Annotated in this window: 11 protein-coding genes; all 11 read left to right on the top strand. The window is 60.1% G+C overall.

What is annotated here, in order from left to right; all coding sequences use genetic code 11:
* Nucleotides 1-61: 61 nt before the first annotated feature.
* On the top strand, nucleotides 62-499 hold the full coding sequence (locus LSO07_RS27500) for a CopD family protein (protein WP_034745744.1): 438 nt from the start codon (nucleotides 62-64) through the stop codon (nucleotides 497-499).
* A gap of 10 nt (nucleotides 500-509) precedes the next feature.
* Entirely contained in the window at nucleotides 510-1,127 is a 618-nt protein-coding gene (locus LSO07_RS27495; RefSeq protein WP_151097351.1) for a 2-hydroxychromene-2-carboxylate isomerase, read from the top strand.
* Between the two features lie 113 nt (nucleotides 1,128-1,240).
* Nucleotides 1,241-2,413 carry a THUMP domain-containing class I SAM-dependent RNA methyltransferase gene (locus tag LSO07_RS27490; protein ID WP_046684466.1) on the top strand — a complete coding sequence of 391 codons (1,173 nt, stop codon included), beginning with the start codon at nucleotides 1,241-1,243 and terminating at the stop codon, nucleotides 2,411-2,413.
* Between the two features lie 74 nt (nucleotides 2,414-2,487).
* On the top strand, nucleotides 2,488-3,768 hold the full coding sequence (locus LSO07_RS27485; RefSeq protein ID WP_205412502.1) for a multidrug effflux MFS transporter: 1,281 nt from the start codon (nucleotides 2,488-2,490) through the stop codon (nucleotides 3,766-3,768).
* Between the two features lie 203 nt (nucleotides 3,769-3,971).
* Nucleotides 3,972-6,134, top strand: a complete 2,163-nt coding sequence (locus tag LSO07_RS27480) for an HDOD domain-containing protein (RefSeq protein WP_070281766.1) — start codon at nucleotides 3,972-3,974, stop codon at nucleotides 6,132-6,134.
* 5 nt (nucleotides 6,135-6,139) lie between these two features.
* Nucleotides 6,140-8,344 (top strand): EAL domain-containing response regulator, encoded by a 2,205-nt coding sequence (locus LSO07_RS27475; RefSeq protein WP_151097349.1) that lies wholly within the window; start codon nucleotides 6,140-6,142, stop codon nucleotides 8,342-8,344.
* 2 nt (nucleotides 8,345-8,346) lie between these two features.
* A complete protein-coding gene (locus LSO07_RS27470; protein ID WP_070281890.1) occupies nucleotides 8,347-9,921 on the top strand; it encodes an SEL1-like repeat protein in 1,575 nt (524 codons plus the stop codon).
* 175 nt (nucleotides 9,922-10,096) lie between these two features.
* The gene (locus tag LSO07_RS27465) at nucleotides 10,097-10,801 is read left to right on the top strand and encodes a DUF4197 domain-containing protein (RefSeq protein WP_034778751.1); all 705 of its coding nucleotides are present in this window, start codon (nucleotides 10,097-10,099) and stop codon (nucleotides 10,799-10,801) included.
* A 380-nt stretch (nucleotides 10,802-11,181) separates the two neighbouring features.
* Nucleotides 11,182-14,094, top strand: a complete 2,913-nt coding sequence (locus LSO07_RS27460) for a YjbH domain-containing protein (RefSeq protein WP_151097346.1) — start codon at nucleotides 11,182-11,184, stop codon at nucleotides 14,092-14,094.
* Nucleotides 14,095-14,147: 53 nt separating this feature from the next.
* Entirely contained in the window at nucleotides 14,148-16,058 is a 1,911-nt protein-coding gene (locus LSO07_RS27455) for an SLBB domain-containing protein (protein ID WP_151097344.1), read from the top strand.
* 212 nt (nucleotides 16,059-16,270) lie between these two features.
* Nucleotides 16,271-17,449 carry a GumC family protein gene (locus LSO07_RS27450; RefSeq protein WP_151097342.1) on the top strand — a complete coding sequence of 393 codons (1,179 nt, stop codon included), beginning with the start codon at nucleotides 16,271-16,273 and terminating at the stop codon, nucleotides 17,447-17,449.
* Nucleotides 17,450-17,482: the final 33 nt, after the last annotated feature.

The following is a 17,482-nucleotide window of genomic DNA, read 5'->3' as shown; positions in this document are numbered from 1 at the left end:
CGGGCTGCCCACAAGGCGGTCCGTGCTCTCGTTTCTCTCCACCTCCGACACTGGAAACCCCATGCTCTTTCTCTGGACCAAAGCCTTCCACATCATCTTCGTCATGTCCTGGTTTGCCGGCCTGTTTTACTTGCCGCGCATCTTCGTGAACCTGGCGATGGAGACGGAAACGGTAGCCACCGAGCGCCTGCTGCTGATGGCGCGCAAGCTGTACCGTTTCATGTCGCTGCTGGCGCTGCCGGCCATGGTGCTGGGGCTGGCGTTGATGTGGATGCTGTACGGTGGCGGCGAGGGCCGCATGAAGATGCCGGGCTGGATGCACGCCAAGCTGACGTTCGTGGTGCTGCTGCTCGGCTATCACCATGCCTGCGGTTCCATCCTGCGCAAGTTTGAAAAAGGTCTCAACAAGCGCAGCCACACCTGGTTCCGCTGGTTTAATGAAGTGCCGGTGGTGATGCTGCTGGCCGTCGTCGTGCTGGTCGTGGTCAAGCCTTTCTAAGGGAGTCGAGATGAGTGCAAGTCAGAGCAAAGTCGTGCAGTATTTCTTCGCCCCCCACTCGCCATGGACCTATCTGGGTCATACGCGCCTGATGGCCATCGCCGCGAAGACGGGTGCCCAGATCGACGTGCGCCCTTTTGACCTGGGCAAGGTCTTCAGTGTCTCGGGCGGCCTGCCGCTGGCCAAGCGCGCACCGCAGCGCCAGGCGTACCGCCTGGCAGAATTGGCGCGCTGGTCGGCCTTTTTGCAGGTGCCCTTGACCTTGCAGCCAAAGTTCTTCCCCGTGTCGCCGGAAGCTTCTGCCAAGCTGATCATCGCCACGCGCCTGGCGCACGGTGTGGAAGCATCGCTGAACCTGGCGCACGCCATCATGCGCGGCCTGTGGGCTGAAGAGCGCAACATCGGCGACGAGGAAACCCTGGTGCAGATCGCGCTGGATGCCGGTTTCGATGGCCGCCAGCTGCTGAAAACGTCGGAAACGGCCAGCGTGCAGGCCGAATACGATGCCAATACGGAAGCGGCCACCGCCGCCAGCGTCTTCGGTTCGCCGTGGTATATCGTCGATGGCGAAGGGTACTGGGGCCAGGACCGCCTCGATTTTGTCGAACGGGCGCTGGAGAAGTTGTAGGTCGGATTAGCGCTGCGCGCGTAATCCGACAGGTTCTGAAATTTTTAGTTAATTGTTTTTCAACGGATAAAAGGTACACCATGGCTTCATATTTTTGCCCATGCCCGCGCGGCATGGAAGCGGCGCTGGCCGAGGAACTGGGCGAGATCGCCCAGGATAGTGCGACCATGAAGGTCCACAACCAGGTACCGGGCGGCGTACACTGCTCGGGCGACCTGCTGGACTCCTATCGCATCAACCTGCATTCGCGCATCGCCTCGCGCGTGCTGATGCGCATGGCCCATTCCGGCTACAAGACGGAAAACGATATCTATGACCTGACCCTGGCGCAATCCTGGGAAGACTGGTTCGGCGTGCACCACACGATCCGCGTCGACGTCACGGCTGTCAAATCGCCGCTGCGCAGCCTGGAATTCACGACCTTGAAAATCAAGGATGCGATCTGCGACCGCTTCCGCGACCAGTTCAACGAGCGCCCATCGGTCAACACCAAGACGCCGGACATGCGCATCGTCGGCTTCCTCGATGCACACACGTTTACCGTCTACCTCGACACCTCGGGCGAAGCCTTGTTCAAGCGCGGCTGGCGCGAAGAGACGGGCGACGCGCCGCTGCGCGAAAACCTGGCCGCCGGCCTGCTGCGCGTGTCGGGCTGGAAGCCCGGCATGGTGCTGTTTGACCCGATGTGCGGTTCCGGCACCATTCTGGCCGAAGCGGCGCAGATGTTGCAGGGCATTCCGCCGGGTGCTTCGCGCCAGTTCGCGTTTGAAAACTTCCACGACTTCGATCCGGCGCCGTGGAATGCCATGAAAAACGCCATCAAGGTCAATCCGCTGCCGGCCGAACCGACCATCTTCGGCAGCGACATCTCGGGCGACATGGTCGCCATGACGCGGCATAACCTGCGTTGCGCCGGTGTGCGCTTCGACGTGCCGCTGAAACAGATCGAGGCACAGGAAGTCAAGCCGCCAAGCGACGTGCCGGGCATCATGCTGACCAACCCGCCGTATGGCGAACGTATCGGCGTGCGTGGCGACAGCACCATCCCGGAAGACGAACTGTCGACCTCCTTTTATTCGGCCATGGGCACGACCCTGAAGCAGCGTTTCGCCGGCTGGACCGTGTTCCTGTTCACGGCCGACCTGGGCCTGCCCAAGCTGCTGCGTTTGAAGGAAGCGCGCAAGACGCCTTTCTTCAATGGCGCGCTGGAATGCCGTCTGTTCCGCTTTGACATGGTCGCAGGCTACAACCGCCGTGAAGAAGCCAAGCCCAAACCACAGCAGTAAGCGTTCACCGTAAGACACCCGCAGTAACCCCGTGCGCGGACTGAAATTGGTCCGCGCGCCACTTTGGACCCGCCATGTTTCCCACCCCTCCGGCCGATGTGCCGCCCGACCCGGTTACCCCCGTTCCGCCTCCCACGCCAAGCCACATGGCGCCGCTGAGCCGCGGTGCGCTGGCGATGATGCTGGCCGGGCTGTCGATGCTGGGGCCCCTGTCGATCGACACGTATCTGCCCGCGTTTGGCGCGATCCAGGGTTCGCTGCAGGCGTCGCCGCTGGAAGTGCAGCAGTCGCTGACGTTCTACATGCTGGCCTTTGCCGGCATGGTGCTGTGGCATGGCGCGATCTCGGATACCTTCGGCCGGCGCAACGTCATTCTCGTGTCCCTGCTGATGTTTGCCATCGGCTCGCTCGGCTGCGCTTCGGCGCACACGGTGCACTATCTGTGGTTCTTCCGCATCATGCAGGGCGTCTCTGCCGGCGCCGGCGTGGTGATCAGCCGCGCCATCATCCGCGACCTGTATGCCGATGCGGCGGCGGCGCGGCTGCTGTCGCTGGTGACGATGATCTTTTCCATCGCCCCGGCCGTGGCGCCGATTCTCGGCGGCTGGATCGTCATCTGGTTCGACTGGCGCTCGATCTTCCTGTTCCTCGCCTTTTACACGGTGGTGCTGCTGGCGTTCTGCTACTGGCGCCTGCCCGAAACCCTGCCTTTGGCCAAGCGCCAGCCGTTCAATCCCCGTTTCCTTGCATCGAGCTATGGCCAGATCCTGCGCTCGCCCCTGTTCCACATCAAGGCCGGCATCGTCGCCCTCAATTTCGCGGGCCTGTTCCTGTTCATCACGGCCGCGCCGGAAATGCTGCCCAGGCAGCTGGGCCTGGGGCCATCGCAATTCGGCTGGCTGTTCATTCCCTGCGTGAGCGGCATCTTCATGGGCGCCGCGGCGGCCAACCGCATCGCGGGCAAGGTCACGTTCGCGCGCCAGATCGGCATCGGCTTTGCCTTCTTGCTGTGCGCCGCCAGCGTCAATGTCGTGTATCACCTATTCCTGCCGCCATCCTTGCCCTGGTCGGTGCTGCCCCTGTTCTTCTACACTTTCGGCATGTCGCTGGTGGGACCCGGCGCGACCCTGCTGGCGCTCGATCTGTTCCCGCATATCCGCGGCACGGTGGCCTCGTGCCAGTCGTTTGCCAGCACCATGCTCGGCGCCGTGGTGGCCGGCGTGATCTCGCCGCTGCTGTCCGGTTCCGTGCTGTGGCTGGCCTCGGGCCAACTGGCGTTTACTGGCCTGGCGCTGGCGCTGTGGCTGATATCGCGGCGCTTCCGCCACCGTTTGCTAGGTTCCTTCAAGGCATAAGTTTCCACTGTAGAACGCTGGATTTATTTCAACTTAATTTTCTATATTGCAAGTAATATCCGGCGCTTATGATAAGATGAGTTCTTTCCCGGCATCCTCTCAGGCAATAGATTTTTTGGTTACAGGAGTGGAGGATTCCTCTGAACGTGGCCGCGCTTCGCTGCTGAGCGCTCATCCTTTTCGAACCGGCAATGCCTGATACGATGCATCAATCTGATCAAGATATTCGCAATCGCCTGCTGATTGCCCGCCTGCCGGCCATGCCGCAGATCCTCCTCAAGCTGATCGCCCACCTGCAGGCCGACGATGCCGGCATGCCGGAGCTGGCCGCCCTGATCGCCAAGGATGCGGGCATGACCAGCAAGATCCTCGGCGTGGCCAACAGCTCGGCCTATCATCGCCAGAGCAAGGTCGTCAGCCTGGAACAATCGCTCGTCTCGCTGGGCACGGACATGATCAAGACGCTGGTCATCAGCGAATCCGTCTTCCAGACCTTCAACAGCTTCCCCCATTCCGGCAGCACGGATTTGCGCGCCTTCTGGAAAAGTTCGCTGTCGGCCGCCGTCATGGCGCGCGCGCTGGCCAAGGCCATGGCCTATCCGCATGTCGAGGAAGCGTATCTGGCAGGATTGCTGCACAACGTGGGCCGCCTGGCCTTGCTGGCCACGGCGCCGAAGGAATACGCCTTCAATTTCACGGCGCGCGACGATGCCGCCCTGTGCGCGGTGGAGCAGCGCACCTTGCAGATCACGCATGCCGAAGCGGGCGCCTGGCTGATCGAGCGCTGGCATCTCGATTCCTTCCTGGCCGACAGCGTGCTGTATCACCATGAACCGCTGGCGCGCCTGGAAGCGAGCCATCCCCTGATCCGCATCGTGCGCCTGGCACACCTGCTGTGCAGCCATGCCGACGATGCGGACGAGGCCGAGTCCATCACGCAGGCGGCAAGCCTGTGCGCGCTGGATGTCGAGGTACTGGAAGACCTGGCCGGCAGCGTCGCGCGCCAGGTGGAGCAGGCCGCGCAGCACCTGGGCATCGACCTGGCCGGCGCGGATGATATCGCCACGCCGCCCGCGTATGCGCCGCCGTCCGTCGATCCGGTGCAGCAGCGCCTGTCCGATGAAGTGCGCAACATGGTGCTGGTGTCCGAAGTGGGGCAGACTTTCGCCCGCCAACAGGGAGAGAGCAGCCTGCTGGAAGCCATCACGCGCTCGGCGCGCATCCTGTTCGATTTCGACACCGCCATCATCCTGCTGCAAAACCCCACCGGCCATGCGCTGGTGGGCGTGGCGGCGGGCGAGCATCAGCAGCGCCTGGCAGGGTTCTCGATCCCGCTGGCCAAGGGCGGCCCGCTGGCTGCCTCGGCGCTGGAGTGCCAGTTGGCGTTCCTGAAACGCGACATGCCGGCGCTGGGCATCGTCGAGGAGCAGCTGTTCCGCATTCTCGGTACCGACAGCCTGGTCTGCGTGCCTTTGGTGGCGGGCCAGCGCAGCCTGGGCGTGCTGATTGGCGGCGTGGCGGCGTGGCAGATTCCCGCTTGCCAGAAGCGCGAGGGTTTCCTGCGCGCGTATGCCAACCAGGCCGCCACGGCGCTGGAAACGGCCATCAGCGCGCGCGGTCTGGCGCGCCGCCAGCTCGATCACGTGGCCGAGGAATACCGCGCCGCGTCGCGCCGCGTCGTGCATGAAGTGAATAACCCGCTGTCCATCATCAAGAATTATCTGAGCGTGCTCGATCACAAGCTGGAGAAGCAGGAGCCGGTTACGGGCGAGATGTCGATCCTGAACGAGGAAATCGACCGGGTCGGCCAGTTGATCAGCGGCCTGGCCGATCTGCAGCCGGTGGCGGCCAGTGGCGTCACCGATTGCGCGCGCGTGGTCGACGACGTGCTGCGCCTGTTCCGCGCCACCGACTTCCTGCCGTCGAAGATCGAAGTGGTCACGCGCATGCAGGACGCGCCATGCGAGGTGGAGGCCGATGCCGACACGCTCAAGCAAATCCTGCTCAACCTGCTGAAAAACGCTGTCGAAGCCCTGCCCGATGGCGGGCGCATCGAAGTGTCTAACCGTGGCCATGTCAACCGCGACCGCCGCCTGTACCTGGAGCTGTGCGTCAGCGACAATGGCGCCGGCCTGTCTCCCGACGTGCTGGCCAATCTGTTTTCCCCTGTGCGCAGCAGCAAGGAAGGGGCGCATCACGGCCTGGGTTTGTCCATCGTGCACGACCTGGTCACGCGCCTGCATGGCATGATCGGCTGCCGCAGCAGCAAGTCCGGCACCTCGTTTGAAATCTTACTGCCCATTCCCTTGCCGACGAGCGCTGCAGCCGCGCTGCCCGCGCCGGGCAATACCGCCTTGTCTTCGTAACGTCCATGAACTCCTCCGCCATTCCGTTTGACCTGGAAAACAGCCCGCGCATCCTGCTGGTCGACGACGAGCCCCGTTTGCTCGCTTCCCTCCACGAACTGCTGAAGGACCGCGGCTACCAGCTGCACACGGCCACCTGCGGCAGCGAAGCGCTGGCGCAGTTGTCGAAACTGCGCTTCGACCTGATCCTGCTCGATCTGCGCCTGCCCGACATGAGCGGCCATGAAATCATGGACCATATCAACCGGCGCGGGATCGAGGGCGACGTGATCGTCATGAGCGGCGACGTCGGCATCGAGGCGGCCATCGGCGCCCTGAAGCGTGGCGCCTACGATTATCTGCGCAAGCCGTACAGCCGCGAGGAGCTGCTCAAGACGGTGGAGAATGCGCTGCAAAAGCGCAAGCTGGCGCTGGAGAACGAGCGCATCGCGCTGCAGCTGGAAAACTCGGAAAAGATGTACCGCTACCTGGTCGACAGCTCGCCCGACATCATCTATACCCTGAACCACGAAGGCCGCATCACCTTCATCAACGACAGGGTGCACCAGTTGCTGGGCTTTAGCCGCGAAGAGCTGATCGGCAGCCATTATTCCATCCTCGTGCACGATGAAGACCAGGAGCGGGCGCGCTATGCCTTCAATGAGCGCCGCCTCGACGAGCGCGCCTCGCGCAATGTGGAACTGCGCCTGAAGTGCCATAGCGGCAGCGGCAGCGACCGTACCTTCAACAACACGCTGATGACGATTCCGCTCAATTCGATCGGCATGCACAGCCACGATCAGGAAGCGAAAAAGCAGGAGTACTTCGGCACCTACGGCGTGGCGCGCGACATCACCGACCGCAAGCGTGCAGAGGAAGTCATCTCCTACCAGGCCTACCACGACATCCTGACGGACCTGCCGAACCGCATGCTGTTCAAGGACCGCCTGGGCCTGGCCGTGATCCAGGCGCGCCGCAAGCTGACGGAACTGGCCGTGATGTTCATCGACCTTGATCGTTTTAAACTGGTCAACGATACCCTGGGCCATGTGAAGGGCGACGAACTGTTGCAGCAGGTGGCGCTGCGCCTGAAGGATTGTTTGCGCCGCGGCGATACCCTGGCGCGCCAGGGCGGCGATGAATTCACCATCGTGCTGCCGGAACTGCGCGACCGCCAGGATGCGCGCCTGATCGCCGACAAATTCCTCGAATGCCTGCACCAGCCGTTCGACCTCGATGGCAACCAGGTGCATATCTCGGCTTCGATCGGCATCGCCATCTATCCGGGCGATGGCGAGACCATCGACGAGCTGCTGCGCCACGCCGACATCGCCATGTACCAGGTCAAGGCACTGGGCAAGAATGGCCACAGTTTTTATCACGAGTCCATGCTCGACGTGTCGCACCAGAAGATCGCCCTCGAGCAGAGCCTGCGCAAGGCGCTGGAGCTGAACCAGCTGGAGATGTATTACCAGCCGCAGGTGGACGTGATGACGGGCCGCATCGTTGGCGCCGAAGGCCTGATGCGCTGGAACCACCCGCAGCGGGGCTTGCTGACGGCCGGCGAATTTTTGCCGTTCGCCGAGGAAAACGGCTTGATGCTGCCGATCTCGGACTGGATGCTGGGCGCCCTGTGCCGCGACCTGGTGCAGTGGAATGCGGCCGGCGGCGAGGCCGTGCGCCTGTCGCTCAATTTGTCGCCGCAATACCTGGACCGGGGCGACTTTTTCGAGAAGATGCGCGGCGCGCTGACGCGCTATGGCATCGCGCCTGAAAAGATCGAAGTGGAAATCACGGAAAACATCTGCATCCGCAACCCGCAGTATGCGATCGAGCAGTTGAACAAGCTGTGCCAGCTGGGCGTATCGGTGGCCATCGACGATTTCGGCACCGGCTATTCCTCGCTGTCGTACCTGCACCGCTTCCCCATCCACACCATCAAGATCGACCAGTCGTTTGTGAAGGAAATCCACGACGAGCACGGACACTACCCCGTCATCCTGGCCATCATCTCGATCGCGCGCGGCCTGGGCCTGCACCTGATCGCCGAGGGTGTGGAAACGGAAGGACAGGCGCGCTACCTGCAGGACAAGGGTTGCACCACGATGCAGGGCTATCTGTACCACCGGCCCATTTCGCTGGGCAGTTTCATCGGCGTGCTGCAGGAGCAGAACCGCCTGATCGCTGATGCCACCCCCGCGTTGTCCCAGACGCTGGCCATCGAGGCTTGACCGTGCCGCTTGCCGACCCCCGCTACACGGCTGCTCATTACACGGCTGACTACCTGCGCCTGAAAGGACTGGCCGAGAAGGGCAATGCGAACGCCCAGCACAGCCTGGGTTTCATGCATTTCAATGGCCAGGGGATCGAACAAAGCTATGCGCTTGCCTTGCACTGGTATGGCCTGGCCGCCGCGCAGGGGCTCGAACACGCGCAATACAACCTGGGCGTGATGTGCCAGAAGGGGCAGGGCGTGCCACAGGATTTTGCGCAGGCGGCGCACTGGTACCAGCAGGCGGCCGAGCAGGGCTACGCGGCGGCGCAATACAACCTGGGCTGGCTGTATGCCAAGGGCCAGGGGCTCGCGCAAGATAGCGCACTAGCTATGCTGTGGTTCAGCCGCGCGGCGGAACAGGGCGACGCGGGCGCGCAGAATAATCTGGGCATGATGTATGACAATGGCAAGGGCGTGCCGCAGGACTTCGTGCAAGCCATCGCCTGGTACCGCAAGGCGGCCGACCAGGGTTATGCGCGCGCGCAGTTCAACCTGGGCTTGCGCTACGACAATGGTCAGGGCGTGCGCCAGGACCGCCAGCAAGCGACGGCCTGGATGCGCAAGGCGGCCGAGCAAGGCTATGCGCCGGCCCAGTTCAACCTGGCGCTGCGCTATGAAAATGGCGACGTGCTGCCGCAGGACAGCAGGCAGGCGATCACCTGGTACCGACGCGCGGCCGAGCAGGGCCACGCCAGTTCGCAGTTCAATCTGGGACTGATCTACGACAATGGCCAGGGCGTGCCCTGCGATAAGCAGGCGGCACTCGAGTGGTACGTGAAGGCGGCTGGTCAGGGGCACGCGGCGGCCCAGCACAACCTGGGCCTGCACCATGAACATGGCGCGCAGGACTATACCCGGGCGCAGGTGTTCTACCGCCAGGCGGCAGGGCAGGGTTTTCCCGCCGCGCAGTACCAGCTGGGACTGTTGCATGAGCATGGGCAGGGCATGCCTGCCGATGCGCAGGAAGCCATCTTCTGGTATCGCAAGGCGGCCGACCAGGGACATGTGCGGGCGCAGTTCGACCTGGGTTTGCGTTATGAACATGGCCAGGGCGTGCCGCAGGATCTGTCGCTGGCGCTGGAGTGGTACCGCCGCGCCGCCGAGCAGGATTACGCGCCGGCGCAATACATGCAGGGCGTGTTGCACGACCGCGACGATGGTCCTGCGCCCGATAGCCAGCTGGCCTGCGCCTGTTATTGTCGCGCCGCCGCGCAGGGCCACAGCCTGGCCCAGTTTGCGCTGGGGCTGCGGCATGACAATGGCCAGGACGTGCCGCAGGACTATGCCGCCGCCTGGGACTGGTATGCACTGGCCGCGCGCCAGGGCCATGCGCGGGCACAAATGAATCTGGGCCTGATGGCGGCCAGCGGCCAGGGTGGCCCGCTCGATTTGCAACAGGCCTACATCTGGCTGTCGATGGCGGCGGCGGCCGGCGTGTCCGGCGCGGAAAAATCCTTGCGCCAGACGGCGGCGCGCATGCGCGAGACGGATCTGGCGCGGGTGCGCGAACAACTGGCGGCGATAGCAGGCTGAACGCCGGCGTTAGCGTGCGCGGATACAACAGCCGGTGCTGTATAGTCCTTTCCCTTCGCCATCTGTGGCGCCCCTTGTTTCCCCCTGGACGCTAAAATTGCTGCGGTATTTGCAGTTTTGATGTGCTAAGGTTCCAGAAGAAGGTGGTCTGTATATTCTTTAGAAAAGGAAAACCATGCGCCTGAACCCTTTCCCTGGCCGTCCGGCCGCCATCCTGTGTGCGCTGGCGTTGCTGTCGTCCGGCGCAGGCGCCGCCGGTCCCCTGGATGCCCTTAGCAACCAGGATGCCAGCAATGGCTTGAAAGCGGCACTGGAAGCCGGTTCGGCCGCTGCCGTTGCCAAGCTGGGCATCGAAAATGGCTTCCTGAACAATGACAAGGTCAAGATCAAGTTGCCCGGCATCCTGGAACAAGCCAAGCCTTTGCTGAAAATGACGGGCCGCGGCCAGCAGCTGGACGACCTGGTGGTGGCGATGAACCGTGCCGCCGAGTCGGCCGTGCCCATGGCCAAGCCCTTGCTGCTTGACGCGGTCAAATCGATGAGCGTGAGCGATGCGAAAAACATCCTGTCCGGTGGCGATACTTCCGTGACGGATTTCTTCCGCCAGAAGACTTCGGCACCGCTGGCCGTCAAATTCCTGCCCATCGTGAAATCCGTTACCGACCGTTCCGGCCTGGCCAGCAAGTACAACAGCACCATGAGCCAGATCGGCAAGACGGGACTGGTGCCGCAGCAGCAATCGACGGTGGAAGGTTATGTCACGGACCGCGCGCTTGACGGCCTGTACCTGATGATCGGCGAGGAAGAAAAAGCCATCCGCAGCAATCCGCTTGCGTATGGCAGCAAGATTATCGGTAAAGTGTTTGGCAGTTTGAAGTGATGGTTCCAGCGTGCCGCACGGCTCCAGGCGGCGTTTGCGCTGAATAGACAGGTGTGGCGCAAGGGAAACAAGTTAAGCATTTGCTACAAGAAAACAATGTTAAAATTCTGCGACATACATTCCTGAGGCATGCTTAAGCAACGATCTGCTGCCCGGGAGTGCCCAGTTTTAGTGGCGAACTGATGCGCGGCATTGCAACATGCCCGTCGGTTGGCCTTTTTTCGTTTCATTCACGTTTCCCCAAGCTCATTGATTTTCTGAATACATTCTCAGGAACTCCAGGTGCAGGATATTTTAGGTAGCCGGATTTGTTAAGCGTACTCAGAAAATCAATCAAATATACCTGGTGTGGCTGTCTGGTGCTTGGCGCGCCTTCGGTGATGGCAGCGACCCCGAATCATGGAGGCCAGTCCGGCTATATCAATATGCCCAGCGCCGTGGTGGAAACGGACGGCACCTTCAGCGTCGGCTACAGCTACGACAGCCCGTATGGCCAGTTATGGGCCACGGCAAATATCCTGCCTTTCCTGCAGATGACGGGACGTTATGTATCGATAACGGGCATTCCGGCATTTGGAAACAGTGATCCAGAATATGGCAAAGGATATGGCCGCTATAAAGATAAGGTTGTCGACGGGAAATTACGCCTGTGGGCGGAAGCGGAGTGGATGCCCTCTGTCGCCGTCGGCATGACGGATATGTTTGGTACCGAGCTGTTCAAGGGGCAATATGTCGTTGCCACCAAGACTTTTGGTGCCAGCAAGAATATCGAAGCGAGCCTGGGCTATGCCCATAAGCGCCCGGACGGCGTGTTTGCCGGCATGCGCTGGACGCCGAAGGCATTGCCGCGCTGGTCGATGGTGGCTGAATATGATGCGACGAATTATCAACGTGATATCCGCGCCAGCGAAACCGGGGCGGGCAAGCGCCGCAAGGGCGCTTCCGTGGGCCTGGAATACCGCTGGGGCTGGTTAGCCTTGCAGGCGGCACGCAGCCGCGACCAGTTCAGCGTGAACGCCTTTGTCAGCATTCCGTTTGGCGAGCGCGAGTTCGTCCCCAAGGTGTATGAGCCACCGTATTTCGTGGACGACAAGAATCCGCCACCGCTGCCGAGCAAGGAAGAATGGCACCGCGACCCAGTGTATGGCGCCGACCTGGTCAATGCCCTGGTAAAACAGGACTACAAGAACATCCGTGTCGAGCAGGAGGGCAACGTTCTCAGCCTGAGCCTGACCAATAGCCGTATTTCAAACATGGGCCGCGCCGTTGGCCGCGCCGCGCGCACGGCTGTCGCCTTCACACCGAAGGGCGTGACGACCCTGCGGATCACGTATACCAAGCTGGACCAGCCAATCGCCACCTACGAATTCTTTGACTTGCCAAAACTGAACGACTATTTGGCAGGCAAGATCGACCGCAAGGCTTTCCTCGACGTCGTGCTGCTGCGCTATCCGGAGAAAAGCGATGTCATCCGGGACGATCAGCAAGGCTGGCTGCAGGAATTCCTCGATAAGCCGGCGCCCGTCGTTGCCGCCGCCCCTGTACCTGCTCCTGCACCGGTACTTGCCGCTGCTCCCGCGACTGCCCCCGCCGTTTCCGTACCGGCTCCCGCCAAGGTTGCCAACGTACTCAAGGACGATGGCAAGCTGGCCATCGGCGTCGGTGTCGATGGCGACGTGGTGCAAATCAAATCGCTGGACCGGGAGGCGAACCGTTTCAAGATCGCTCCCAAGGTGGGCTTCTTCTTCAATGACCCGAGCGGCGCCTTCCGCTATTCGATTTCGGCCGTGGCCAACTACGACCGCCGCCTGGGAGACGGCTTGTATCTGAATAGCGCCGCCAGCCTGCAGTTGCTGGAAACGGTATCGGGCGTCAAGCAGCCATCGAACAGCAATTTGCCGCACGTGCGTACCGATATCGCGGAATATTTGCGCGGCGGACGTTTCTCGCTGAGCCGCGTCTTGCTGAACAAATACAACAATCCCGCCGAGCGCGTGTATACCCGCATGTCGGCTGGCCTGTATGAAGACATGTTCCGCGGTGTGGGCGGTCAGGTGCTATATCTGCCGAAGGATAGCCGCTGGGCGGCCGACGTGGCTGTTGATGCCTTGCAGCAGCGTGGTTACAAGGGCTTGCTCGATTCGCGCGACTACAAGACGGTGACGGCGATCGGCTCCCTGCATTACCGCTTGCCGCACGACATTACCGTGACGGCGCGCGCCGGCCGCTTCCTGGCCAAAGATACGGGTGTGCGCGTGGAATTCAAGCGCCGCTTCCAGTCCGGCATCGAAGTCGGCGCCTGGTACACGCATACGAATGGCAACGACATCACCAGCCCTGGCACGCCGTCGAAGCCGTACCAGGACCGCGGCATCTTCCTCTCCGTGCCGCTGAACAGCATGTTGCCGATGGATACGCAATCGACGGCCGGCTTTGCCATTGCGCCATGGACGCGCGACGTGGGCCAGATGGTGGCTTCGCCTGGCGACCTGTACGACATGTTCGAGCGCCCGCGCGCCGACATGCACAGCTACGATGGCCTGGGTAACTTTGCCGAGCGCCCGGATGAACAGCACCTGCCTGCCGTCAATCCGCCAGACCGGCCGTTTGTCAGCCCGTGGCCCGCCATGCGCGCGCGCCTGGAGCAATCCGCATCCGCTACGCCTAGCGCCCCTGAATGGCTCAAGGCGACGGCGTTGGTCGGCGGCGTCGTGGTGGCTTCCGCGCTGGCCGACAAACCCGTCGACCGTTTCGTCAAGAAACATGAAGATTCCAAGGTCTACCGCAATTGGGACAAGCTGGGCAAAGCCATGCCCTACGCGGCAGTCGGTGCGGCCGCCGCTGCCTTCGCCCTGGGCGATGAGCGCATGCAAAATACGGGACTCATCTCCCTGCAATCGGTTGCCGCGGCAACGGGCGTGGCGGTGGCCGGCAAATATGCGTTTGGCCGCGCCCGTCCAGAGGAAGACCTCGGAACGTGGAGCCGCGTCGGCAGCGGCAATTCCCGCTCGAATTCCTCGTTTCCATCCGCGCATGCCGCGATCGGCTTTGCTGCCGTGACGCCGTTTGCCAAGGAATACGATGCGCCATGGCTGTACAGCGTGGCCGCCGTGGGTTCCGCCGGCCGCGTGTTTGGCCGCAAACATTGGGTGTCCGACACGGTCGCCGGCGGCATTATCGGCTACGCCATGGGCAGCTGGCTGTGGCAAGCGCAGCGCGACCAGAGCAAATCGGGCCTGTCGATCAATCCGGGACCGAAAGAAATCAGCGTGACCTGGCAAGGCAAGTATTAAGCGCGCATGGCGCTCCCTTTACTCATACAACATTCATCCAGACAAAGACCAGCATGAAAAAGCAATTTCGTACTTCCCCGCATTTCGTGAAACATGTGATTTTATCGGCTTGCCTGCTGGGTGCAAGTTCGGCCTATGCGACAGAACAGGAACTTGGCGCGGGGGATACGCCTCGACTGGATCTTTCGCGGGCACAAGCGAATGAAATAGGGAGCAGCAGCTTGCCCAGCATTCGTAGCGGCGTCAATGAGCAGCGCCACGCAAAATCGCTACCTGCCAATCCTGGCAGCCGGCGTAGTGCTGGTGATGCGTCAGTCGGTGCTTTTGAAGCGTATGTCGATGGCGTTACAGGGCAAAAACTGAGTGTCTTTGGCAAGGACCTGTTCAGCGATGTGCCATCCACCTTTGCACCGCTCGATGGCGTGCAAGTAAACCAGGAATACGTGATCGGCACGGGCGATGAGTTGCAGGTACGCGGCTGGGGCATGGTTGACATTGACGTTAGCACCACGGTTGACCGCAGCGGTGCGATTTTCATTCCACGCGTCGGCTCCATCAAGGTCAGCGGCGTGCAGTACAAGGACTTGCAAGGCTACCTGAAGAAAGCCATTGGCAAGATCTACACCAATTTCGACCTGACAGCGAGCATCGCGCAAACGCGTGCCGTGCAAGTGTACGTGGTTGGCCATGCAGTGCGTCCTGGCACATATACCTTGAATTCCATGAGCACTCTGCTCAATGCCTTGTTTACGTCGGGCGGCCCGGACGCCACCGGCAGCATGCGCAATATCCAGCTCAAGCGCGGCAAGGACACTGTCAGTACCTTTGACCTGTATGACATGCTGGTCAGCGGTGACAAGAGCCGCGACGTCACCTTGCGTGACGGCGACGTGATCTATATTCCTGAAGTGGGCCCGCTGGTGGCCTTGACCGGTAGCGTGAAGCAACCGGCCATTTTCGAGTTGAAAGGCAATGCGACACTGGCCGATGTACTGAGCTGGGCCGGCGGCTTCGATTCGGCGGCGGAAACCAAGCAAGTGATCGTCGAAAAGAACATCGACAATCAATATAAAACCGTGCTGGAACTGGTGGCCGACAATGGTGGCTCCAGCAGTCGGTTGGCCGGGATCACGGTCAAGCCAACCGATATTCTGCGCGTGTTCGCGCCAGGCGCCGTACCTGTCCAGGCGCAAATCCAGAATGAATACGTGCGCGTGGCTGGCGAAGCAAAACAAAGCGGCATTTTCCTGCTGAAAAAAGGCGAAACGCTGCGTGAGTTGATCGCCCGTGTCGGTGGCGCCAATGAAAACGGCTACCTGTACGCCACCCAATTGAACCGCGAATCCGTACGTCGCGCCCAGCAGATCAAACTGAACCAGGTTGCTGACCGCTTTGAACGGGAGCTGGAGTCGAATGCGACACAGCGTATGGCAGCGAGCAACGACAAGGATAATGCTGCGAAGGCTGCGGCTGAAGTCGAGCAGCAACGCCGCATCGTGCAGAAATTGCGCACCGTTAAGGCAGAAGGCCGCATTGTGCTCGATTTGCCCGGTGTTGACACACAAGTCAAAAACTTGCCGGACTTACCGTTGCAAGACGGTGATTCTATCCTGATCCCGCGCCGTCCTGGTACGGTGGATGTGCTTGGCTCCGTCTTCCAGCAAAATGCGTTTGTCTACCGTTCGCAACGTACGGTCAACGACTATGTGCAGCAAGCCGGTGGCATAACATCCAACGCGGACAAATCCGAAATGTACGTGATCCGCGCCGATGGCACGGCGCAAAGCGGGCAAGGCACGGGCTGGTTTAGTGGCCTCGGCGGTATGGCGTTGAATCCTGGTGATACCGTCGTGGTGCCGGAGAAAATCGAACGTAGCACGTTCATGCAAAGCTTGAAGGACTGGACTGCCATCTTTTATCAGTTTGGCTTGGGTGCGGCTGGTTTGAAAGTGTTGAAAAACTAGAGAGTCTGTAAACCGTAAAGTGTATCTTTGGCAATGACCATGGATGGGCCAGGCGGCTTTACAGTACTTTGCCGTTTATCGCGTGAGAATTTCAGATGCCATTCGAGTATGATTGAAATGTTATTAGTCTCGATGGTTTTTCAAATATTCAGCTCCTAAAAAACATTCACGCTATTTTATTGTGTGTGAAATAACGACGTAGTGAGAAAAAGATGTCAACTGTAAATCCTTCAAATAATAGTGGTGATGGGATGGCTGGAAAATCGGAGTATTTGAATATTTTTGATTTTTTCAAGATAATTAAAAGAAATAAAAAGATAGTATTTCTGACGCCGTTGGCATTTGCTGTAGCAGCAGCGGCTGTAAGTATGTTGTTACCCAATATATATACCGCGTCAGCGAAAATCTTGCCGCCTCAGTCACAATCGGGGGCATCTCAGTTGCTTGGGCAACTTGGCGGCCTTGGCGGTCTCGCTGGGGCGGCCCTAGGTGGCAAGAATACAAGTGAGACATATGTTGGCATGCTTGGCAGCCGTACCGTTGGCGATAATCTGGTCCAGCGTTTCAACTTGTTGGAGATATACAAAACCGATTTTAAAAGTGACGCTCGTAGAGCGCTAAAAAAAGCAACCACCATTACTAATGGGCGTGATGGCATTATCGTCATTGATGTCGATGACAAAAATCCTGAGCGTGCTGCACTTTTGGCTAATGGCTATGTTCAGGAACTGCAAAAATTGACAGAGTCGCTGGCGATCACGGAAGCTTCAAAGCGTCGGCTTTTCCTTGAGAAGCGCTTGGGTGAATCCAAAAAGGCCCTTGATGAGTCTGAGTTGGCACTGAAGAACATTCAGGAAAAAACGGGGCTCATTAAACTCGATGGCCAGGCACAGGCAACGATCACTGCCATTGCAATGATTAAATCACAAATCGCCTCGAAAGAGGTCGCCTTGGCGGCAATGCGTACCTTTGCTACTGCTGACAATCCCTTGTACATCCAGAATAGGCAGGAAATAAATGGCTTGAAAGCTCAATTGGAGAAAGCGGAACGCGGTACTAACCAGGGTAATGGTGATATTTCCATTTCCACCGAAAAGTTACCGAGTCTGGGCATGGAGTACATCAGAAAAGTTAGGGATGTGAAATATAACGAACTGCTGTTCGAAAATTTGGCGAAGCAGTTTGAGATTGCGCGTATTGACGAAGCACGGGACAGTTCAATGGTCCAGGTACTGGATGATGCGGTCATTCCGGACAAGAAGTCAAAACCTACCCGCAGTATATTGGTGATGATATTTCTGATGCTGGGTGGTGTTGTTGGTCTGATCTGGGCATTTTCAAAAGAAGCCTTTGCACAAGCCAGAAATCCATCTCTAAAAAATAATGAATAATTATTCCGGAGGAAAAACCAGCTCCGCATGTTT

The organism is Janthinobacterium sp. PLB04 (assembly GCF_021165895.1).
Lineage (GTDB): Bacteria > Pseudomonadota > Gammaproteobacteria > Burkholderiales > Burkholderiaceae_D > Janthinobacterium > Janthinobacterium lividum.
Note: the sequence above shows the minus strand (reverse complement) of the source record. Positions and strands in the feature narration are given on the sequence as shown.